This window comes from Gemmatimonadota bacterium (genome assembly GCA_026705765.1).
In the GTDB taxonomy this organism is placed as follows: Bacteria; Latescibacterota; UBA2968; order UBA2968; family UBA2968; genus VXRD01.
The window spans coordinates 1-19,319 of the sequence record JAPPAB010000045.1; the positions used below are offsets into that span (position 1 = coordinate 1).

Genomic DNA, 19,319 nt, shown 5'->3' on the forward strand with positions numbered 1-19,319 from the left:
ATCCGGCAACTCGCCCGACGCGAGGGTGTTTGTGCAGCGCGTGAAGATATTCAGCGCAAGGTAGATGACTGGCGGTATCAACATCGCCTGGAGCGGGTAGAAGATACAGAGGCCTATCTCGCAAAGCGGGGTATTACGCTTCAGGATGTGGCAGAAGATGCCGAGGTGAGACGGCTGGAGTATTTGCTGTCTGAGAAGATCGCCGAGGGACAGATTGAACCGTTTTTCGCGCAACACACACTTGAATTTGATGAGGCGGAGATTTGCTGGATTTTTCACGCGGATCAGGGTGTGATTGACGAGGTTGATTTGCAGATCCGAGAAGATGGTGCAGATTTTTACGCGATGGCGCGTCGGTTTTCTCAAGATGTACGCACGCGATCAGGTAGTGGCTTTTTAGGTCGTGTTCGGCGCAAGCAGTTGCCAAAGGGGATTGCTGCGCGCGTTTTTGCTGCTTCACCAGGTGAAATTTTGGGACCGGAAAAAGTATCGAGAGGTTTTGCATTATACCTGGTGCAGGAATGTTATCCAGCAACACTAAATGAGCAGATAAAAAAGGAGATCCGCAAACACCTGTTTAATCAGTGGTTGCAACGAGAGATGCAGCGGGCAGATATACGGTATCCGATTTGGCAGGCGGAAGTCTCTAAATAGAATGTCGATTGTCCAGATACCTTGCTGGTATTGTATCCGCTTTGCAAGTTCTCAAATGTCCAATCGCGTGGCCTTTGCATCCAAGAACCCGCAATCGCCTGTCCGGATTTGGTTTTTTGCTAGGCAGGTCAGTGGTTGCTTTCAACAACATCGATATCAAATGCCGCTGTAATCAATTCCCGCGTATAATCTGTTTGTGGATTTGCAAATACGGTTTCTGTTGCGCCGTGTTCTACAACGATGCCGTCCTTCATCACGACGAGTTCATTGGCGAGTGCGCGCACGACCCGCAGGTCATGGCTGATAAATAAATAAGCCAGATCGTGGCCTTTTTGCAAGCGCCGGAGCAAGTCGATAATTTGGGACTGTACGGTCATGTCCAGCGCACTTGTGGGTTCGTCCAGGACCACAAATCGGGGGCGCAATACCATGGCGCGTGCAATGGCAATGCGCTGCCGTTGGCCGCCTGAAAACTCGTGTGGAAACCGGTCCATCATTTCGGGTTCAAGTCCTACTTCATCCATTATTTCTGCTACGAGGTCTCGGCGTTTGTGATCGCTGTCTCCCATGTTGTGAACCCGCAATCCTTCGGCGATAATGTGAAAGACCGATAGGCGCGGGCTTAAGGAGCCGAAGGGGTCTTGAAAAACAATTTGCATCTCTCGCCTTAAGGGGCGCAGTACTTTGCTCGGCAGGCTCTGAATGCCCTGTCCGTTAAACTCAATCGGTCCCTGGCTGCTCAGCAACCGCAAGAGGGCCAATCCCAATGTTGTTTTGCCCGATCCGGATTCGCCGACAACGCCGACGGTATGCCCGGCGCGAATGGTTACTGAAATGCCATCTACGGCTTTTATATGCCCGATGGTTCGCCGCAACAATCCCCGCTGAATGGGGAACCACACTTTCAGATTATCCGCCTCGACCACAATGGGTGCCGATCCATTCAGCGCGGATGCTGTTCCCTTTGGCTGTGCATTTAGAAGTTTTTGTGTATAGATGTGTTGCGGCTGCTCGAAGATGCGTGCGGTGTCTCCTTCTTCTACAATTTTTCCCTGTGTCATTACATAGACGCGATCCGCTACATGGCGCACGATTGTCAGGTCGTGAGTGATGAGCAAAATCGCCATGCCAAATTCGTCTTGTAGTGATTTGAGCAATTTCAAAATTTGCGCTTGAATCGTCACATCCAGCGCAGTTGTAGGCTCATCGGCAATGAGCAAATCCGGCTCATTGGCCAGGGCCATGGCGATCATTACGCGTTGCCGCTGGCCGCCCGATAGCTGGTGGGGATAGGATTTGAGGCGCGTTTCGGGATCGGGTAAGTGTACTTTTTGCAATAAGTTGAGCGTGTGTTCTCGCGCTTGCTCTCGCGTCATTTTGCGGTGCAACATCAGGGTTTCGCCGATTTGTTTCTCAATTGTATGCAGCGGATTTAAGGAGGTCATCGGCTCTTGAAATATCATCGCAATGCGGTCGCCGCGCAGTTGTTGTAGTCGCTCTTGCGGCGCGCCCAGCATTTCCTCTCCGTCAAATTGTACGCTGCCGTGTGGATGCGAGGCGCGCGGATAGGGGAGCAATTGCATTACGGAAAGTGCCGAGACGGATTTGCCCGATCCCGATTCGCCTACCAGTGCGACGGTTTCACCTTTTTCAATGTGAAACGATACGCCGCGCACAGCTTCGACGACCTGGTCTTCGAGCTGGAAATGCACGCCCAAATTTTGAACGTTTAACAAGCTCACGCGCTCTTGCCCTCCGTTTGCGACAGGGTCTTGCGCACATCAAACGCATCGCGCACGGCCTCGCCGATAAATACGAGTAGCGATAGCATAATTGCCAAAATAAAAAATCCGGATAGACCCAGCCAGGGAGCCTGCAGATTGCGCTTGCCCTGATTGAGCAATTCTCCCAGAGAGGGGGAAGGTGGTGGAAGGCCAAAGCCGAGAAAGTCCAGCGAGGTCAATACTGTGACAGATCCCACCAGTACAAAGGGCAAGAAGGTCAGTGTTGCCACCATGGCATTGGGCAAAACGTGCCGCCACATAATTGTCAAGTCATTGACACCCAGAGCGCGTGCAGCGCGTACAAAATCAAAATTGCGCGCCCGCAAGAATTCGGCTCGCACCACGCCGACGAGGCGCATCCAGGAGAACAGCAGCATAATAATTAAGAGTGTCCAGAAAGTCGGTTCAATAATACTGGCAATAATAATGAGGATAAACAGGGTGGGCAACCCGCCCCAAATTTCGATAAATCTTTGAAAAATGAGATCGACCCATCCTCCCAGATAGCCCTGTACAGCGCCGGCTGCAATGCCGACTATAGAACTAAATGCTGTGAGGGCGAGGGCAAATAAGACCGATAACCGAAATCCGTAAATCAACCGCGCGGTTACATCGCGTGCCTGATCATCGGTGCCCAGATAGTTTTGTACAGAAGGCGGTGCGGGGGCTGGATGTTTGAGGTCGTAGTTGATTGTGTCGTATCGAAATGGCACCAGGGGCCAGATGATCCATCCGTCTTTTTTTATTAATTCTTTTACAAATGGATCGCGGTACTCGGCTTCGGTTTCAAAGTCGCCGCCAAAAAGCGTTTCGGGGTAGGCTTTTAATACTGGAATATAAAATATCCCCTTGTGCCGGATCAAAAGGGGTTTGTCATTGGCGATAAATTCCGCGGGCAAGCTCAATCCGAACAGGACGAGAAATATCCACAGGCTGTAATAGCCGCGTCGATTTGCCTTAAAATTGTCCAGGCGTCGGCGCGTGAGGCTCGAGATCTGAAAACCCAAGAATCGATCTTCGCGCACAAGGTCCTGTTTATTCATAGTTTATTCTCGGTATCGTAGAAAGATGTTACGGTGGACAGGCACGGGGGCACTGTCCCTACACTTCTCTGCTTTCAAAATCAATCCTCGGATCTACGAGTGTATAGGTCAGGTCACTTACCAATTGCATCACCAATCCCAGCAAGGTAAAAAAGTAAAGCGTGGCAAACATGATCGGGTAATCGCGGTTGACCGTTGCTTCGTAGCCCAGGAGACCCAGGCCATCGAGCGAAAAGATTATCTCGGTCAGTAGTGAACCCGTGAACAAAATATTGACAAATGCACTCGGGAATCCCGCGATGACGATGAGCATCGCGTTGCGGAAAACGTGCCCGTACAATACGCGACGCTCTTCCAATCCCTTTGCCCGCGCCGTCATGACGTATTGTTTGTTGATTTCGTCCAGAAAGGAATTTTTTGTCAAGAGGGTCAATCCGGCAAATCCACCAATTACCATGGAGGCGATGGGCAGGGCGAGGTGCCAGAAATAATCGGTGATTTTGTGTAATAGGCCAAATTGGTCCCATTCGGGGGAGGTCAATCCCCGCAGTGGGAAAAGGTCGAAATAACTGCCACCGGCAAATAATACGATTAAGAAGATCGCAAACATAAATCCCGGTACGGCATTGCCTATGACGATCACGCCCGAGGTCCATATGTCGAATTTGGATCCGTCGCGTACGGCTTTGGTCACGCCCAGTGGAATTGAGATGAGATAAACGAGCAATGTCGTCCATAAGCCGAGGGAGATCGACACGGGCATTTTGTCCAGGACGATATCGACTACGGTTTGGTCGCGATAAAAGCTTTCGCCAAAGTCGAATTGCAAATAGCGCACTATCATTTGGTAGAAGCGTTCATGAGCCGGTTTGTCAAAGCCATACATCCGCTCCAATTCCGCGATCAGTTCGGGGTCAAGCCCTTGCGCGCCGCGGTATTTGCTCGTTGATCCCCCACTGCGCTGTCGCTGGATTTGAGATGAGGATAGTTCGCCGCCATCGCCGCCTACGCGGGCAGACGCATCTACATCGTGGCCCTGTATCTGTGCGATGGCTTGCTCAACAGGCCCGCCAGGCGCGGCTTGAATGATCAGAAAATTGATCACCATGACGCCGAGTAGCGTTGGGAAAAATAGCAAAAAGCGTCTTAAAATATAGGATCCCATAACACCTAATTTTTCTTTAAAGCTTCTTCTTTTGCAGCATCGACCCACCACGTATCGGGGAAATATTGCCAGGGTTGAGGCAGGTACCTGGGCGAAATATCGGGTTTGCCGAATTTGTTCCAGTACACCACGCGGTGTGCGCGGATATGCCAGTGGGGTACCACGTAGTGACCCCACAGGAGGACGCGGTCCAGCGCGCGGGTGGTCGATACGAGGGTTTTTCTGTCGGGCGCGTTGATGAGTTGATCTACCAGCGCATCTACGACGGGATCTTTAATGCCCGCATAATTTCTCGTACCGGGTTCATCCGCAGCTGCCGATGTCCAGTAATTGCGCTGTTCGTTGCCAGGGCTTAGTGACTGTCCCCTGAGGCTTACAATAGCATCAAAATCGTATTCTTGAACGCGATTTTGATATTGCGATGTATCCACAATTTTAATTGCGGCTTCCACGCCGAGTCGCTCCAGGTTTTGAATGTACGGACCTACAATGCGCTCCCACGAAGGCGAGTTGTTGATTAAAAATTCAATTATCATTGTCTCGCCCGATGCATCGTTGGTGAGTTTCCCATCTTTGACCGACCACCCGGCTGCTTTCAACATCCGCGCGGCGACGCGCAAGTTCTGGCGTATATTGCCCGATCCATCTGTTGTGGGTGGTTTGTATTCTGCGGTGAATACTTCTTCGGGTATCTGTCCGCGAAATGCTTCTAATATTTCGAGTTCCTGCCCCTGGGGCAGTCCCGATGAGGCGAGTTCTGTGTTGGAAAAATAACTCGTTGAACGCGCGTATTGTCCGTAAAATAGATTGGTATTGGTCCATTCAAAATCAAATGCATGAGCCAGCGCGTGTCGCACTTTGGGGTCGGCAAATTTGCTGCGTCGCGTGTTAAACCAGAATCCCTGCATGCCGGTGCCATTTTCGTGTGGGATTAATTCCTTAATCAGTCTGCCCTCAGCTACAGCCGGAATATCGTACGCGGTTGCCCACGACTTGGAGTTGTTTTGCAATGCAAAATCAAATTCACCGCCTTTTTGTGCTTCGGTTGCTACGGTACTGTCTTTGTAATAATCGTAGTGAATGACGTCAGGATTATAGCGCCCTTTTTTTACGGGCAGATTTGCGCCCCAATAATTTTCGACGCGCCGATATGTGATCGAACGCCCGGGGTCATGTGCTTCAATTTTGTAAGGTCCGCTGCCGAGGGGCGGTTCCAGTGTTGTTTCTTCAAAATTTTTGCCTTCCCAATAGTGTTTGGGCAAGATCGCCATTTGTCCGACAATGAGGGGCAATTCCCGATTGTCCTTTCCGCCAAATGTGAATTTTACCTGCCGCTCGCCAACCTTTTCAATCTGTTTGATATCCGCATAATAATTTCGATAAAAAGGATGGCCTTTGGTTTGAATTGTTTCAAAAGTAAAGACGACATCTTCTGGCGTAATGGGTTTGCCATCGTGCCAGCGCGCGCCAGCGCGCAATGTGAAGAGTGTCCATGAGCGATCAGGGGGCACTTCTATCGACTCTGCGAGCAAACCGTATTCAGAGAAAGGCTCGTCCAGCGAACGCTCTGTCAATGAATCGTAGATCAACCCCAAGCCATAAGCCGACACGCCTTTGAGGATGAATTGATTCAAGCAATCATAGGTGCCGCCAGCACTCCTTTTCACGGTGCCGCCTTTGGGTGCGTTGGGGTTGGCATAGTCGAAGTGCTTGAAGTCAGGCCCGTATTTTAAGTCGCCATACATCGAAATTGCATGGCCCTTGTAATTGGGCTGATCTGACGCTATGGGTAAAGCAACGAATAGACTCAATACCAGCGCGAATAAAATAGTTTTCATAAGCAGGCTCCTGTTGTTAAAATGTTCAAGAAAGAGGGCAGACACACAGATTTGTCTCTACGTCTGCCCTTGTGAAGTATGTGGTATTTCCATTCTATTGTCAAGATACGGTGGTGAGGAGATATACGGGTTCTGTCCTATGAGATAGACTTGAGCATACGAGATCAGGTTTTATTTTATGAATTTTCTACCCCCCGAATGGCACGATCAACTCGCTTCGACCAATACGCACCTTCTTCAGCGTCTATATCGAGGTGAGAGGCTTTCCTCTGGCTTTGTCATAGCTGCGCGGGAGCAAACCGCTGGGCGAGGGCGTTATCAGCGTCAATGGATCGCACAGGCTAATGAGAATCTGACGTTTTCCTTTCTTCTCATTACAAGAGCAGCGTTTTCCCAATTGACTTCTCTTCCCATTGCCATTGCTCTGGGTGTATCCGATGCGCTGAAAACTTATGGTATAAGTACGCAAACCAAGTGGCCCAACGATGTTTTGATCGACGGCGCCAAAATTTGCGGTATGCTTCTTGAGCGCAGCGACCTAAAACAGCCCGATGGCACGGCAATTGTCGTTGGTATTGGTCTCAACGTGAATATGGATGCGACGACTGCGGCTCTTATTGACCGTCCTGTTACTTCTATGCGTCTTGAAACGGGACGCGAATACTATCTCGAACAGGTGCTCGAACAAGTGCTCTCATCCACTGCTCCGTGGATTGATCGCTGGGAAAGCGAGGGTTTTTCAACTCTTCGCACAGCGTGGGAGCATCGCTGTGTTTATCTCGGTGAGGAGATTTCGGTTGGTGAGGGCGATGATGTAAAAACGGGCGTTCTCGCGGGGTTTGGCGACTGCGGTCAACTTTTGTTACGCGGGCCAGATGGTCAGGTGAGTGAGATTTGGGCAGGCGATGTCGCGGCGATTTAAGGGAGGCGTTTTACCCTACCATCGCAAGCGTCTGACCATTGGATACTTGATCGCCGACGTTGACGGGCATTTCGACGACTGTGCCCGCATTTGGAGAGGTGATCTGGACTTCCATTTTCATGGCTTCCAGAATGAGGATCGCTTCGCCGGCCTGGACTTGATCCCCTGTGTGTTTTAAAATCCGAATGACTTTTCCGGGCATTTGCGCGCTTACGGATTCGGCATTTGCGGGTGTTGATACCTGTGTAGATACCGTATCTTCTATATCCACTGTATAAGCTGTGCCATTTACGGTGGCGATGTTGCCGTCGATTTGCACGCGCACGGATTTGCCGTTGACCTGTAGCTTGTATTCTGCTGCGCCGTCGGCAACTGGCACGGGTGCGTCATCCTGTTTTTCTATTTTCCGTACGCCAATTTCCGCATTGCCTTTCAAGAAATCCATTCCCTTATCGCCGCACGTCGCTACGATAAAGATGTTCTCGTCCGTCGCCTCAATTCCCTCGGCGTCCAACAGTTTCTTCGCGGCGTCTCTCCCTTTTTCGGGATCGGCATCATTGCGTTCAAGAGGCGGCTGGTCTGTGGGTTCAAGTCCCAACTGATTTGCCGCAATTTTCACAACTTCGGGGTCGGGGGGTACAGGGGTTTTGCCAAAATAGCCGAGTACCATCTGTCCATAGGGTTCGGCGATTCTTTCCCAGGGGCCAAACATCACGTTGTTAAATGCCTGTTGAAAATAGAATTGCGATACGGGTGTGACAGATGTGCCAAAACCGCCTCGTGCGACTACGTCGCCCATGGCTTTGATCATGTCGGGATATTTGTCCATAATGCCATTGTCTCGCAACATCTGCGTATTGGCCGTGAGCGCGCCGCCCGGCATTGGACTCCAGGGGATCATGGGTTCGACTGCCGTAGCTTCTGGTGGCAAAAAGTAATCCGCCATGCATTCTTTAAATACTTCCTCGGCGTCGCGGACTTTCTCTATGTCGATGTCCAGGTCGTAATCTGTGCCGCGAAGTGCGTGCCACATGACCAGGATATCGGGCTGGCAGGTGCCTCCAGAACACGGTGCCAGGGACAGGTCTATGGCATCGGCTCCCGCTTCCAACGCTGCCAGATTGGCCTGTACGCTGATCCCGGCTGTTTCATGGGTGTGAAAGTGGATAAATGTGCCGTCGGGTAGCAGTTGGCGCGCCCGTTTAATGGTCTCATATACTTTTGATGGCACGGCTGTACCTGAAGCATCTTTGAAACACACGGAGTGATATGGAATATCGGCTTCTAAAATTTCGCGGAGTGTTTGTTCATAAAAATCCGCGTCGTGTGCGCCGGTGCATCCGGGTGGCAATTCCATCAATGTCACGCATACCTGGTGGTGCAATCCCGCTTCTGCGATGCATTGCCCGCTGTAGATCAAATTGTTGACGTCGTTGAGGGCATCAAAATTTCGGATGGTCGTAATGCCGTGTTTTTTAAACAGTTCGGCGTGCAGCTTGATGATGTCGCTCGACTGCGATTCCAATCCCACTACATTCACCCCACGCGCCAGGGTCTGCAAATTGGCCTTTGACCCTGCGGCTTCTCGGAAGGCATCGGTCATTGCAAATGCATCTTCGTTGCAATAAAAGTACAGGGATTGAAATCGCGCTCCGCCTCCGGCTTCGTAATAATCAATCCCCGCGTCGCGTGCGGCTTCTACCGCAGGTAAAAAGTCGGGTGTGAATACGCGTGCCCCATAGACCGACTGGAAGCCGTCGCGAAATGCTGTATTCATAAATATTACTTTTTTCTTTGCCATAATTAAAATCCTTCACCAAATGCAGAACCTACTGAACCAGTACCGACCACAAGATCCCCGCGGCAACGGCTGAGCCGATCACGCCAGCTACATTGGGTGCCATGGCGTGCATCAATAAGAAATTATGTGGGTCTTCTTGTTGCCCCACCATCTGTACGACGCGCGCAGAATCGGGTACTGCCGATACGCCTGCGGCACCTACGAGGGGATTGATTTTTTCTTTTGTCAACACGTTCATCAACTTTGCAAACAGGACGCCACTTGCCGTAGCGACTGCAAAAGATAGCGCGCCCAGGCCAAAAATCAAAAGCGAATCAGAGGTCAAGAATGTCTGTGCCTCTGTGCTGGCGCCTACGGAGAAACCGAGCAGGATTGTCACAATATCGACCATTGCCGTGCGTGCGGATTCTGCCAATCGGTCTGTGACCATGCTCTCTTTTAACAAGTTGCCAAAAAACAACATGCCCAGCAGGGTCAATGCGCCCGGTGCAATTAAGGTTGCAATCAAGAAGCCAGCTATCGGAAAGATGATGCGTTCGCGCTTGGAGGGTTTGCGTGGTTCGGGCATGCGAATCAGTCGCTCGCGTCTGGAGGTCAATAGCTTCATAACCGGCGGCTGAATTACCGGTACGAGTGCCATGTACGAATACGCGGCGATGGCAATGGCGCCCAAAAGATGAGGGGCTAACTTGGCAGATAAGAAAATGGCCGTAGGTCCATCGGCGCCGCCTATGATTCCGATGGCTCCAGATTCCGCAGGTGAAAAGCCCAGATAGAGCGCGCCGATCAGGGTCAGGAATATACCCATTTGCGCCGCTGCGCCTAATAGTACCAATTTGGGATTGGATAGGAGTGTCGAAAAATCGGTCATCGCGCCAATTCCCAAAAAAATCAGCGGTGGGAATAAGCCCGATGTCACCCCAAAGTAAATATAGCGCAATACACTGCCTTCGTCGTAAACGCCGAGGGCCATGCTCGGTATAGCGGGGATGTTTCCCACGATCATGCCAAAACCAATTGGCAGCAACAACAGGGGTTCGTAATCTCTGGTGATCGCCAGGTGGATAAATACAATGCCGATTGCGATCATAATGACATTGCCCCAACTCAAGTTGGCAAATCCAGTTGTGTTCAAAAAATCGTAAAATATGTCCATTCGTTACCTGAAAAATCTTGTGATCAGTTGTGTCAAGTTTTTCCCGTGCGCCTCATGTGCATGACGTAACCGATTGCGGCCAGTGTAGAGTTATCGTCTTCAGCCTGTACAGGTACACCATGATGTCCTGCAGATTCGGGAAATTTCTTTGCTACAACAGCTAATATTTTGGGCAATATTACAATAAATACGCTGATCAATGTCAAAACACTGAAGACAATGATCATTCCGGTCAGCGCAATGCCCAGGCCCTGACCGTCTTCAATATTCTGCATGCTAAAGTTAAAATTGTACATAGGAAGCTCAACGGGTGGGGTCTCTCAATCGTAGAGGTTGTTTAATTCCACTACGACAGCACCGTAATAAGCGAGGATCGCAAGCCGTAAATAGTGCAAGAAATAGCGTGGATTGTCAAGATAAAATAGGAAAAACGGATGGATTTAAAGCACAATCTGAATACTGCGATGGTGTCTGAGAGCCTCATAGATATTGAGGCGGTGGGATTCGTCGAGGACGACCATATCGAGGTTTAAGCTGCGATACTTCCCGTGCCTGCTCTGATTTGAAAAGGTCAGGGTATAATCGCTGTCGCCCACAATTTTGGCAATCGCCCGACGCATGTTTTCTTCTTCGCGACCAATGATCTTAAAATTCCATAAACACGGATACTCAATTTCTGATGGTCCTTCGATCATAAAAAATCCTTTGTTGAATTGGAATACAACTTTAGCACTCTGGCAAAGTGGGCGACCACAGGGGGTCGCCCCTACTTTTTTTATTTTACACAATCTTCACATACCAATGCAAAGCGCATCTGCCCCCTGTCGGGTATTTCGGTGTCAAAATCTGTTTTTACCCTGCCGGTTGTTCCGCAAAAATCGCATCGGCCAGTCTGATTGTATTCCGATTGGGCTGCGACTTTGAGCATGGTGCGTTCTTTGTGCGCGTGATTTTCGTTTTGCACCTGTCGCATAAAGTTCAGGACTGTCTTATTGGTTTCATTTTGACGGGCGCGTTCAAAAATTTCATCCATTCTCGGGTCGTCGGGTACGCCGCCATCTTCCAGCGTGTGCCAGGCGCGTGCGCGCACGTTTGGGTCGGGGTCTTCCATGAGCATGAAGAGCGCGGTCTGTATTTCGGGAACGGGATGCCGCACATGACACGGACACAAATTGGCAGCGGCTTCGTGCCGGTCTGCCGGGTCGTCGCTCTCTGCCAGTGCGAGATAATGCGGAATATCTTCCCGCCGCAACCGAAGTTCGCCTACTTTCTTTGCTCTTTTCTGGTATTTATTCATACCATAGCGTTTCTTTTTTGGCATGACTTTCTCCTTCAAATGAGTGGGGTAAGCTTCTCGTATTATCTTTAATAAGACGATGCAACCCCTTTTGGAGTTTCTAAACCGGGTCAGCCAGTTCTATATCATTTTTTCCTCGGTTTTTTACACGGTAAAGAGCGGCATCTGCTTTTCTGAGTGCGTCTTCTGTCGATTCGGGTACGCCGTGATAAACCCCAATGGATATCGTGCCTTCCGTGCGTTCATCAACAGCCCGGTTCAAACGGCGGGCTATTGCATAAGCACGCGTTCTCGGCGTATTTTCAACCACCGCAGCAAATTCATCTCCCGCCAACCGCGATAACAAATCCGATCCGCGTAGCATGTCATTCAATACCTGTGCCAAATCTGCAATAAATCGGTCGCCCGCGTCGTGCCCTTTGCTGTCGTTGATCGCTTTGAGCGAATCGGAATCTATGTAGTAGAGGGCGAGGGGCTTTCCATTGCGATTTGCGCGTCGCACCATTCGGGTAAATACTGCTTCAAAGCCGCGCCGATTGTACAGACCTGTTAAGAAATCTGTGCGCGATTCCAGTGTCATTCTCTGTACCAGCGCGGCATTGATACGCGCAATTTCTCGAAAAAAGTTCAGGGAAATATCCGTTAGATGTAATGCATCCTCTGTAGGTTTTTCGGTCAACCAGACCACGTGCGGGATCGCGTGTTGTTGTGCCCGGGCGAGTACGCGTTGGGCAGTGGAAAAGATTATCTCGGACATTTGGGGATGCAGGCCATAATCGTCGCTCGAGATTTTGATGCCACCACAAGATACGCGGTGTCCTGTTTGGTCGGCAATCTCGGCAGGTAGAGATGATGGGATTTCAGGTACGCGCGCATCATCGGCATTAAAAAGTACGGCGAGTTTGTCATCTGTTATGTGAAAGCTTTCGGGGGTGGGAATAATAATGGAATTTAGCACTTTAAGCGCATTGTTCCCATGCGTCCGATTGAGGGGATCAATGCCCAAAATTAGCAATGCACCAAACTGCCTGCGATATAAAATATCCACAAGCGCGCGCTTCAAATCGGTCGCGCCTGGCAATGCCTTGGTGTCCATGCTATTTTGAAGTGTCAGAGATGCCATGACTGCCTCAGACTCTGAAATCAAGGACAACGCGCTCTCGATATTCTTCCAGCGCGCGATAGCGAACCCCCGCACTGTCAAACATGCGGTAGGTGGCTTTTACGGAATCGGACTCTGGGTATTTATTCGCCAGATAGATTACTTCGCGAATGCCCGACTGAATAATTACTTTTGCACATTCATTGCACGGAAATAAGGTGACGTAAAGCGTGCATTCATGCAAGTCTGCGCTGATTTTGTTCAGAATTGCATTTAATTCTGCATGGCAGATGTAGGGATATTTTGTGTCGAGAAAATCGCCTTCTCTGCCCCAGGGAAACTCATCGTCTGAACATCCAATTGGCAATCCGTTATATCCAATGCCCACGATTTTCTTTTTTTCGTTGATAATACATGCGCCTACCTGTGTATTGGGGTCTTTGCTTCGGTGTGCCGATAGCAGGGCTACGCCCATAAAATACTCATCCCAGGATAAATAATCTACGCGTTTTTGCATTATATCCTTTCTATGCCAGCCGGTCCAGCATTTCTCGTTTGACTTGAAACAGTTGCTCTTCGTCCGCAAAAAAACGGCGCAATTCTTCGACTACCAGTGCGCCGATGCGATAGGATTGTAGTCCGGCGCAATGCGGCGTTAAGACTACGTTGGGCAAACGGCGCAGCGGGCTGTCCATAGCAGGCGGTTCGGGATCGGTTACGTCTAAGAAGGCGGAGAATCGCCCTTTTTGCAATTCTGCGATTAGTGCGGCTTCGTCGATATTTGCACCGCGCGAGGTGTTGATAAATACGCAGTCGTCGCGCATGAGTTTGAAATGCATTTCATTCCAGAGGTGATATGTCGCGTCCAATTTGGGTGCGTGAACGGTTACGACTTCTGCCTCGCGCGCTATTGTCTCCAGGTCCGCGAGTTCTGCGCCAAATTCCTCGCGTGCGCGTTCTGGCGTCACAAAGGGGTCGTAGAGCAATATGCGCGTCTGATAGGGGCGCAACAACCGCATTACGCGCTGCCCGACCTGGCTGGCGCTGATGACGCCGATTGTGCGCCGATACAGCGAGCGAGATTCGGTCTTGTCCGGTTTTTTTTCGCCTTCTCGCATGGCGCGCGAATGGGAAAATACCCGGCGCAATCCCATGGTCATGAATCCCATGGTCATTTCCGCGACATCATCGGCTATTGCGGGCGCGGCACTTGTAACTACTATGTCTTTTTCCCACGCTTCATCGCAGATTTTTCCCTTTACGGTGCCTGCGCCATAAGCCCAGATTTTCAGCGTTGGCACGCCTTCCAGAATCGCTGGTGTCAAATCTCCCGAATTCCAACTCGTCATCGCCCCGTCCATTCCCTTTAGAAATTCAGCCGCTTCACCATCTACGATATCGCGGTCCTCGTCGTTGATTGTCACATTTGCAAAACTTTCCAATGTCTCCAAATCCCAATCGCTCAAAATTCTTTCTCTGAGCGATTTCCGAACCACAATACCCACGTTTGGTTTGCTCACGCTGATACTCCTTTGGTTACTGATTTTTGTATTCCGGATTGACCAGATGTACGGGGGATTTTCCCGTCAGGACGCGTCGCGCTTCCCAGGCGGCTTTTTTTTGCAATTCTACGAGTGATTCTTCTGAATAAAAAGCCGAATGCGGGCTGTGAATTACCCGATCTGTGTGGATTAAACGATCTCCTGTTTCGGGCGGTTCCTGGCATCGCACGTCGAGGGCAGCACCCGCAAGGGTGTTATTTTTTAGTGCCGCGAGGAGTGCTGCTTCATCGATAATATCGCCCCGCGATGTGTTGATCAAACACGCTGTTGGCTTCATTTTTGCGAGATTATCGGCATTGATCAGGTCTCGCGTTTCATCGGTAGAGGGACAGTGAAGCGATACGAAATCCGATGTGCGAAGCAGGGTGTCCAGATCCGCGAATTCGACGCCACAGGCGCGCGCTTGTTCCAGTGTCAAAGACCGCGAGTAGGCCAACACATGCAGCCCAAAAGCCCGGGCGCGGGGGACGACCTGACGCGCGATTTGCCCAAATCCGATCAGGCCGAGTACCTGTCCGGTTAAACGCCGCAGGGGCAAGCCGGCCTGGATATCCCAGATGCCGTTGCGGATGAGCCGGTCAAATTGCGCGACTTTGTGCGAAAGTCCCAGGAGCAGAGCCATGGTTTGTTCGGCTACGTCGATAAAACAATAATCGGGTACATTGGCTACGGGAATGCCCTGTTCGGTTGCATAGGCTACATCGATATTGTCCAGTCCTACGCCGTATCGCACGATTACTTTTAGATCGGGCAATGCAGATGCGATGACCTCGCGCGTTGTTTGGGCCCAGCAGGTCATGATGCCACAGCACCCCTGCGCCAATTGGACAAGTGTTTCTTCTTCGCCATCGGGTGCGGGGATGAGTTCGGCTCCGATTTCATCCAGGACACTTTTTTCTGCGTCCAGATTTGCCCAGGCATAATCTGTCACCAGAATTTTCATGCGTTATCTCCTGGTGAGGATTGGCAAAATCGCATTACAATATCGTATAAAATGCGCGTTGCAAAGACGAGATTTTCGACTGAGGTGCGTTCGTTATGCCCGTGTATCAGATTCATTTCTTTTTCTTCTCGCACTTGTCGGTGGGGCATAAATCCGTAAACCTGTACATGGGGCCAGCGCGGGCAAATATGCTTGGCGTCTGTGCCTCCGCTCATCAGCGCGGGGATTACGGTGGCGTCTGGGTCGCGTTCTGCCATGACATGGACGATGGTTTCATATAGGGGCGAATCTGTACTGGCTTCTAAAGGTGGGCTATACTGGTCCACTATAAGATCAATTTCATCGCCAATCGAGGATCGGATTTCGGCTTCAAAGCTCTTGTCGGTTTGACCGGGCGCGAGCCGGCCATCGATCCGCGCAGTTGCTTCGGCGGGTATGACATTGATTTTACTGCCAGCTTCCAGGATCGTCGGAGAAACCGTGTTGTGCAATAGGGCGCGCAGTGAGGCAATCATATCTGGCGCGAGGGGCAATTTTTGCAATGCGTTCTCGCTGTCTGTCTCATCGAGTGCGCGGCGCAACTGTTGTGCGGTCTCATCGTCCTGTGTCGCTGCAATGCCTTCTAAGAATGCGCGCAGTGTTTTAGAGGGATGCATGGGAAGTTTTGCCTGTCCCAAAGCAGCAATGGCGCGGCTGAGTTTGACGACGGCATTGTCGCGGTGTGGACGGGAGCCGTGCCCTGGGCGTCCCTTTGCTTGCAGGCGAAAGCGAAAAATGCCTTTTTGGCCCGTTTGGCACGTGTAAAAGTGTTTTCCATTTACATAAAAATCGCCGCCTCCGCCTTCTGTCAATACGTATTTTGCATTGACTTGTTCGGGGTGGTGATCGATGAGCCAGCCGATGCCGTGGTTTCCTCTGCCGGCTTCTTCATCTGCGGTTGCCGCATAGATTACGTCGCGGTTTAGTGCTACACCCTGTCGTTTCAAGAGCAAGAAGACCATGAGTTCTGCCGCGACCATATTTTTCATGTCCAGTGCGCCGCGTCCCCAGATATAGCCGTTGTGCAGTTCTCCGCCAAAAGGGTCGCGCGACCATTTATCGGGTTCTACGGCGACGACATCTGTATGTCCCAATAGCATGAGCGCGGGTGCGGTTCCGCCTTTTAAGCGCGCTGTGACATTTCCTCGCCCGGGTTCTGATTCTGTGACCAGGGGGTCAATGCCCTCATCCTTCAATACATCGGCGATATAATTTGCACACAGGATTTCATTGCCGGGGGGATTGGTCGTGTTACACCGAATGAGGTGTTGTAAGAAATTCGTTACTTCTTTTTCGATGTGGTGCCAGTTTATGGTCATTGTTTTAACTCTCAGGTCAGTTCATCTATGGTCCAGTCCGCAAGGGGGGTAAATTGAAGGGTGTCCAGTTCAAAGCCATAACCAAATGGTGCTTCGACGACGCTTTCTACGTTGAGTGTGCCATTGTGTACATTTAGGATCGGAAAGCCTCGCGCGTGTTGACGATAAAGGGTGCTGTGATGCGCGAGTACCTGTTTTTGGATGGTTTCGGGATACATGTCCAATCCCGCAAAATAGTGATGTCCGTTGCGCTCTGAGTGATCTACGCCCAATACAGCGAGTGTAGCGAGGTCCTGTAACAGAGCCACGGGGCCGACATTGGCGAGGTCTTCACTGCTTAAGATATATGTTCCCGAGGGATCGCGTTGTTGGCGATGGGCTATTAAGCACGCATTGGCAATGCCCTTGAAAATGCCTTTACAATTTTTGTGGCTCGTGCCCACGTAACCGCAGTCTAATGCCTGCGTTGCACTGTCGAGCGCGCCGTCCGATTCGTCGATGATCATCGGGGGGCGATCGGTCCAATCTGTCAATACGGCTTTGACGGTTGCGCTGAGGGCCATGTCGCGATGGAGTGGTTGCTCGACAAATAACAGTCCTTCCATGAAAGATGAGAGTACGGTATCGCCCTGGATGGTATTCCAGAGTTTTCTAAAGGGTTCGACCTCTGTGTATTGTTCGTTGCCGTCGAGTGTGAAGGCGCATTGATCGGGCATCAGGCCCGCGATTTGCCGAAGGCGAGCAAGGTCCTGTTCTGCATCTCCGCACAGCTTAATTTTCAGGTGTGTTAGCTGATAGGCTTCGATATTTGCGGCCAATGACTGCGGCAGGCCATCATTTACGCGATCTTCGTCTGCGATGTCTTCATCGGTCAATGGATCGGCGAGGCCCACGGTGTGCCGCACGGTGATTGATCGCCGCGCCGCGTGTGGCAAGAGGTCGCCGGGGGCATTGCCGTGCAATTCGCTGTGGATATCGGCAAGGCGAATGCCCAATGCATTTTCTTTTATAGCTTGTGCAAATGTCGTGCCTTTTGCCCTGCAAAAGGCGTCGATCACTGCGCGTTCGATCATGCTGACGCCGAATGACCACAGGAGCGGCGGATAAGCCGTTGTTTTTGCCCACGCGCTCTGTTTGGCATAAATCGTCTGCCAGAGATCGAATACTGAATTTTCTGCATCGCTGTGCAGGGCGATATCACAGGCATTTTGAATAACGGTGAGCATTTCATCCAGATCAGATTCAAATGGCGCGTCTGGATTTTTGGTGAACCACTTTGGCGGCAGTCCCTCTGCAGCCAATCCAATTTCTGTTTTTCCATCGACTTTGACCTGCGCCCGCACAAATAAATGGGGCAATGCCACGAGCGATGCTATTCCGTATTTAAACGGGAATCGCGTGTGCATGTTCAAAACGTTGAGGTCGATTTTCTCTACTGAAATGCTCATTGAGATGGTTCCTTATTAAATACTGTGTTCCAGTCGATGCGGCCGGTGAATTGCATGGCGGCGAACAGGGTTGTGATGCACAAGAGGGTGACGGCGAGTCCGGTATAGCCGGGAAAGAAAAAGGTGTAGGAAAAGAGCACGAGATAGACAAATTGCCCCAGACCAATTTCGACAAAGGCCAGGCGCGTGCCCAGGACCAGCCTCATGTACGAGATGACGAGGACAATGGAGACCGCCGAAGACAGGACAAATGCGTAGTGGATGATCAGGTGGTCAACCAGATAAGCCAGTAGCAGGTGAAAACTGAAGAAGGCGGCACCGATGAAGAAATAGTGCATCGGGTGCAGGTCGAGGCCGCGCACAATGGAAAAGATAAAGAGCAAAAAGAAAAAAAGAAAGAGGGAGATGGGGGCGGCGGCAACGACTTTGCCAACCCAGGGTCCGGGATTGAGACGGGCCGGGGGGATCATTCCCAGGTCAATGCCGGTGAGGAGATGGTTGTATTTCCACGTCAGGGTCCAGGCGTCGCCATCGCGGGTCCTCGAGGTGGGAGACATGCTATCCTGGGGAAAATCAATAGCGGCGAAGTCCGTGTGCATCACCAGTTCAAAGTCCGATACCTGATTGACGTGGTCCCCAAAACTGTACCGCCATTGGTCCAGGCCCTGGGAGTGATAGGAGAGATCAATGGAGAGTTCCTGCCCGGGTGATAGTTCGATGGGTTGGATTAAATGGCCGTTGCGGATTGGGAGTTCGGCAATGGACTGACCGTCAACGGTTAAGGTGAAGTTGTCGTACACTGCGTTCGGGGCGGGTAGTTCCAGGTCGAAGGACAGGTGTCGGTTCTGGTCGGTGGAGTTAATCAGGGTGTACGAGGCTGCGAATTGTACCTGGTAGGTGGAATACCACAGCAAGCCTTTGCGCCGGTGATCCAGAGACAGGTCGATTTCAATGCGACTGGCTTTCAGATTCAGGAAGTGTTTTTCATCTACTGTGCGTGAGACAGACTCGCCGTCGATAGTTTCGATATGGGTGACGCGCTCCAGCCAGTAGATTTGCGGAGCTTTCTGGGTCTGTGCTGTGCCCCAGAGTTGCCCCACAGCACTTTTGAGCTTGTCGTCCTGTTCCTCTGTGCGTATGTAGGTGGTGGCACTCAGAATAATCCAGCCTACTGCGATGCAGAAAAAGATGATGCCAATGGCGATGATGCGTTTGACCATGAAATTCTCCTTTGTGTAACTGTTTG

Annotated in this window: 18 protein-coding genes; 2 read left to right on the plus strand and 16 right to left on the minus strand. The window is 51.0% G+C overall.

The features are described 5' to 3' along the window. The coding region (locus OXH16_05605; GenBank protein ID MCY3680850.1) for a peptidylprolyl isomerase at window positions 1-654 on the plus strand (654 nt) is incomplete at its 5' end. A 128-nt stretch (window positions 655-782) separates the two neighbouring features. Here OXH16_05605 and OXH16_05610 read toward each other — a convergent pair. Genes OXH16_05610 through OXH16_05625 form a run of 4 tightly spaced genes read right to left on the minus strand, consistent with a single transcriptional unit; the run spans window position 783 to window position 6,484 of the window. Then, the gene (locus tag OXH16_05610) at window positions 783-2,396 is read right to left on the minus strand and encodes an ABC transporter ATP-binding protein (GenBank protein ID MCY3680851.1); all 1,614 of its coding nucleotides are present in this window, start codon (window positions 2,394-2,396) and stop codon (window positions 783-785) included. After that, window positions 2,393-3,481 (minus strand): ABC transporter permease, encoded by a 1,089-nt coding sequence (locus tag OXH16_05615; GenBank protein MCY3680852.1) that lies wholly within the window; start codon window positions 3,479-3,481, stop codon window positions 2,393-2,395. The genes OXH16_05610 and OXH16_05615 overlap by 4 nt, the downstream gene beginning before the upstream one ends. A gap of 58 nt (window positions 3,482-3,539) precedes the next feature. Then, window positions 3,540-4,646: a microcin C ABC transporter permease YejB gene (locus OXH16_05620; GenBank protein ID MCY3680853.1), complete on the minus strand. Its 1,107-nt coding sequence runs from the start codon at window positions 4,644-4,646 to the stop codon at window positions 3,540-3,542. Window positions 4,647-4,651: 5 nt separating this feature from the next. After that, the gene (locus tag OXH16_05625) at window positions 4,652-6,484 is read right to left on the minus strand and encodes an extracellular solute-binding protein (GenBank protein ID MCY3680854.1); all 1,833 of its coding nucleotides are present in this window, start codon (window positions 6,482-6,484) and stop codon (window positions 4,652-4,654) included. Between the two features lie 178 nt (window positions 6,485-6,662). Between OXH16_05625 and OXH16_05630 the strand changes: the two genes are divergently transcribed. Then, window positions 6,663-7,406: a biotin--[acetyl-CoA-carboxylase] ligase gene (locus OXH16_05630; GenBank protein MCY3680855.1), complete on the plus strand. Its 744-nt coding sequence runs from the start codon at window positions 6,663-6,665 to the stop codon at window positions 7,404-7,406. 10 nt (window positions 7,407-7,416) lie between these two features. Here OXH16_05630 and OXH16_05635 read toward each other — a convergent pair whose 3' ends face one another. The 12 genes from OXH16_05635 to OXH16_05690 all read right to left on the minus strand — a co-directional run bounded on the left by OXH16_05635 (window position 7,417) and on the right by OXH16_05690 (window position 19,293). Continuing rightward, a complete protein-coding gene (locus OXH16_05635; protein MCY3680856.1) occupies window positions 7,417-9,207 on the minus strand; it encodes a biotin attachment protein in 1,791 nt (596 codons plus the stop codon). Window positions 9,208-9,235: 28 nt separating this feature from the next. Next, entirely contained in the window at window positions 9,236-10,363 is a 1,128-nt protein-coding gene (locus OXH16_05640; GenBank protein MCY3680857.1) for a sodium ion-translocating decarboxylase subunit beta, read from the minus strand. 32 nt (window positions 10,364-10,395) lie between these two features. Next, window positions 10,396-10,659 (minus strand): OadG family protein, encoded by a 264-nt coding sequence (locus OXH16_05645; GenBank protein MCY3680858.1) that lies wholly within the window; start codon window positions 10,657-10,659, stop codon window positions 10,396-10,398. 144 nt (window positions 10,660-10,803) lie between these two features. Next, on the minus strand, window positions 10,804-11,058 hold the full coding sequence (locus tag OXH16_05650; GenBank protein MCY3680859.1) for a DUF493 domain-containing protein: 255 nt from the start codon (window positions 11,056-11,058) through the stop codon (window positions 10,804-10,806). An 80-nt stretch (window positions 11,059-11,138) separates the two neighbouring features. Beyond that, window positions 11,139-11,684: a HEAT repeat domain-containing protein gene (locus OXH16_05655; protein MCY3680860.1), complete on the minus strand. Its 546-nt coding sequence runs from the start codon at window positions 11,682-11,684 to the stop codon at window positions 11,139-11,141. Window positions 11,685-11,760: 76 nt separating this feature from the next. Further along, complete coding sequence (locus OXH16_05660; GenBank protein MCY3680861.1) at window positions 11,761-12,783, minus strand: GGDEF domain-containing protein; 1,023 nt, start codon at window positions 12,781-12,783, stop codon at window positions 11,761-11,763. A gap of 7 nt (window positions 12,784-12,790) precedes the next feature. Continuing rightward, entirely contained in the window at window positions 12,791-13,279 is a 489-nt protein-coding gene (locus OXH16_05665) for a dCMP deaminase family protein (GenBank protein MCY3680862.1), read from the minus strand. Window positions 13,280-13,289: 10 nt separating this feature from the next. Next, complete coding sequence (locus OXH16_05670; protein ID MCY3680863.1) at window positions 13,290-14,282, minus strand: hydroxyacid dehydrogenase; 993 nt, start codon at window positions 14,280-14,282, stop codon at window positions 13,290-13,292. Between the two features lie 16 nt (window positions 14,283-14,298). After that, window positions 14,299-15,267, minus strand: coding sequence for a C-terminal binding protein (locus tag OXH16_05675; protein ID MCY3680864.1), 969 nt, complete (start codon window positions 15,265-15,267; stop codon window positions 14,299-14,301). Continuing rightward, entirely contained in the window at window positions 15,264-16,625 is a 1,362-nt protein-coding gene (locus tag OXH16_05680; GenBank protein MCY3680865.1) for a M20/M25/M40 family metallo-hydrolase, read from the minus strand. Before OXH16_05680 ends, OXH16_05675 begins: the two co-directional genes overlap by 4 nt. Before the next feature lie 11 nt (window positions 16,626-16,636). Beyond that, window positions 16,637-18,073: a hypothetical protein gene (locus tag OXH16_05685; GenBank protein MCY3680866.1), complete on the minus strand. Its 1,437-nt coding sequence runs from the start codon at window positions 18,071-18,073 to the stop codon at window positions 16,637-16,639. Beyond that, window positions 18,070-19,293: an inner membrane CreD family protein gene (locus OXH16_05690; GenBank protein MCY3680867.1), complete on the minus strand. Its 1,224-nt coding sequence runs from the start codon at window positions 19,291-19,293 to the stop codon at window positions 18,070-18,072. The genes OXH16_05685 and OXH16_05690 overlap by 4 nt, the downstream gene beginning before the upstream one ends. Between the last annotated feature and the right edge of the window lie 26 nt (window positions 19,294-19,319).

What these genes read in the sequence shown, in the direction of transcription:
- OXH16_05620 (MCY3680853.1), bottom strand. Translation starts at nt 4,646, where the DNA reads ATGGGATCCTATATTTTAAGACGCTTTTTGCTATTTTTCCCAACGCTA.
- OXH16_05635 (MCY3680856.1), bottom strand. Translation starts at nt 9,207, where the DNA reads ATGGCAAAGAAAAAAGTAATATTTATGAATACAGCATTTCGCGACGGC.
- OXH16_05640 (MCY3680857.1), bottom strand. Translation starts at nt 10,363, where the DNA reads ATGGACATATTTTACGATTTTTTGAACACAACTGGATTTGCCAACTTG.
- OXH16_05645 (MCY3680858.1), bottom strand. Translation starts at nt 10,659, where the DNA reads ATGTACAATTTTAACTTTAGCATGCAGAATATTGAAGACGGTCAGGGC.
- OXH16_05630 (MCY3680855.1), top strand. Translation starts at nt 6,663, where the DNA reads ATGAATTTTCTACCCCCCGAATGGCACGATCAACTCGCTTCGACCAAT.
- OXH16_05650 (MCY3680859.1), bottom strand. Translation starts at nt 11,058, where the DNA reads ATGATCGAAGGACCATCAGAAATTGAGTATCCGTGTTTATGGAATTTT.
- OXH16_05675 (MCY3680864.1), bottom strand. Translation starts at nt 15,267, where the DNA reads ATGAAAATTCTGGTGACAGATTATGCCTGGGCAAATCTGGACGCAGAA.
- OXH16_05685 (MCY3680866.1), bottom strand. Translation starts at nt 18,073, where the DNA reads ATGAGCATTTCAGTAGAGAAAATCGACCTCAACGTTTTGAACATGCAC.
- OXH16_05660 (MCY3680861.1), bottom strand. Translation starts at nt 12,783, where the DNA reads ATGGCATCTCTGACACTTCAAAATAGCATGGACACCAAGGCATTGCCA.
- OXH16_05615 (MCY3680852.1), bottom strand. Translation starts at nt 3,481, where the DNA reads ATGAATAAACAGGACCTTGTGCGCGAAGATCGATTCTTGGGTTTTCAG.
- OXH16_05680 (MCY3680865.1), bottom strand. Translation starts at nt 16,625, where the DNA reads ATGACCATAAACTGGCACCACATCGAAAAAGAAGTAACGAATTTCTTA.
- OXH16_05690 (MCY3680867.1), bottom strand. Translation starts at nt 19,293, where the DNA reads ATGGTCAAACGCATCATCGCCATTGGCATCATCTTTTTCTGCATCGCA.
- OXH16_05625 (MCY3680854.1), bottom strand. Translation starts at nt 6,484, where the DNA reads ATGAAAACTATTTTATTCGCGCTGGTATTGAGTCTATTCGTTGCTTTA.
- OXH16_05665 (MCY3680862.1), bottom strand. Translation starts at nt 13,279, where the DNA reads ATGCAAAAACGCGTAGATTATTTATCCTGGGATGAGTATTTTATGGGC.
- OXH16_05655 (MCY3680860.1), bottom strand. Translation starts at nt 11,684, where the DNA reads ATGCCAAAAAAGAAACGCTATGGTATGAATAAATACCAGAAAAGAGCA.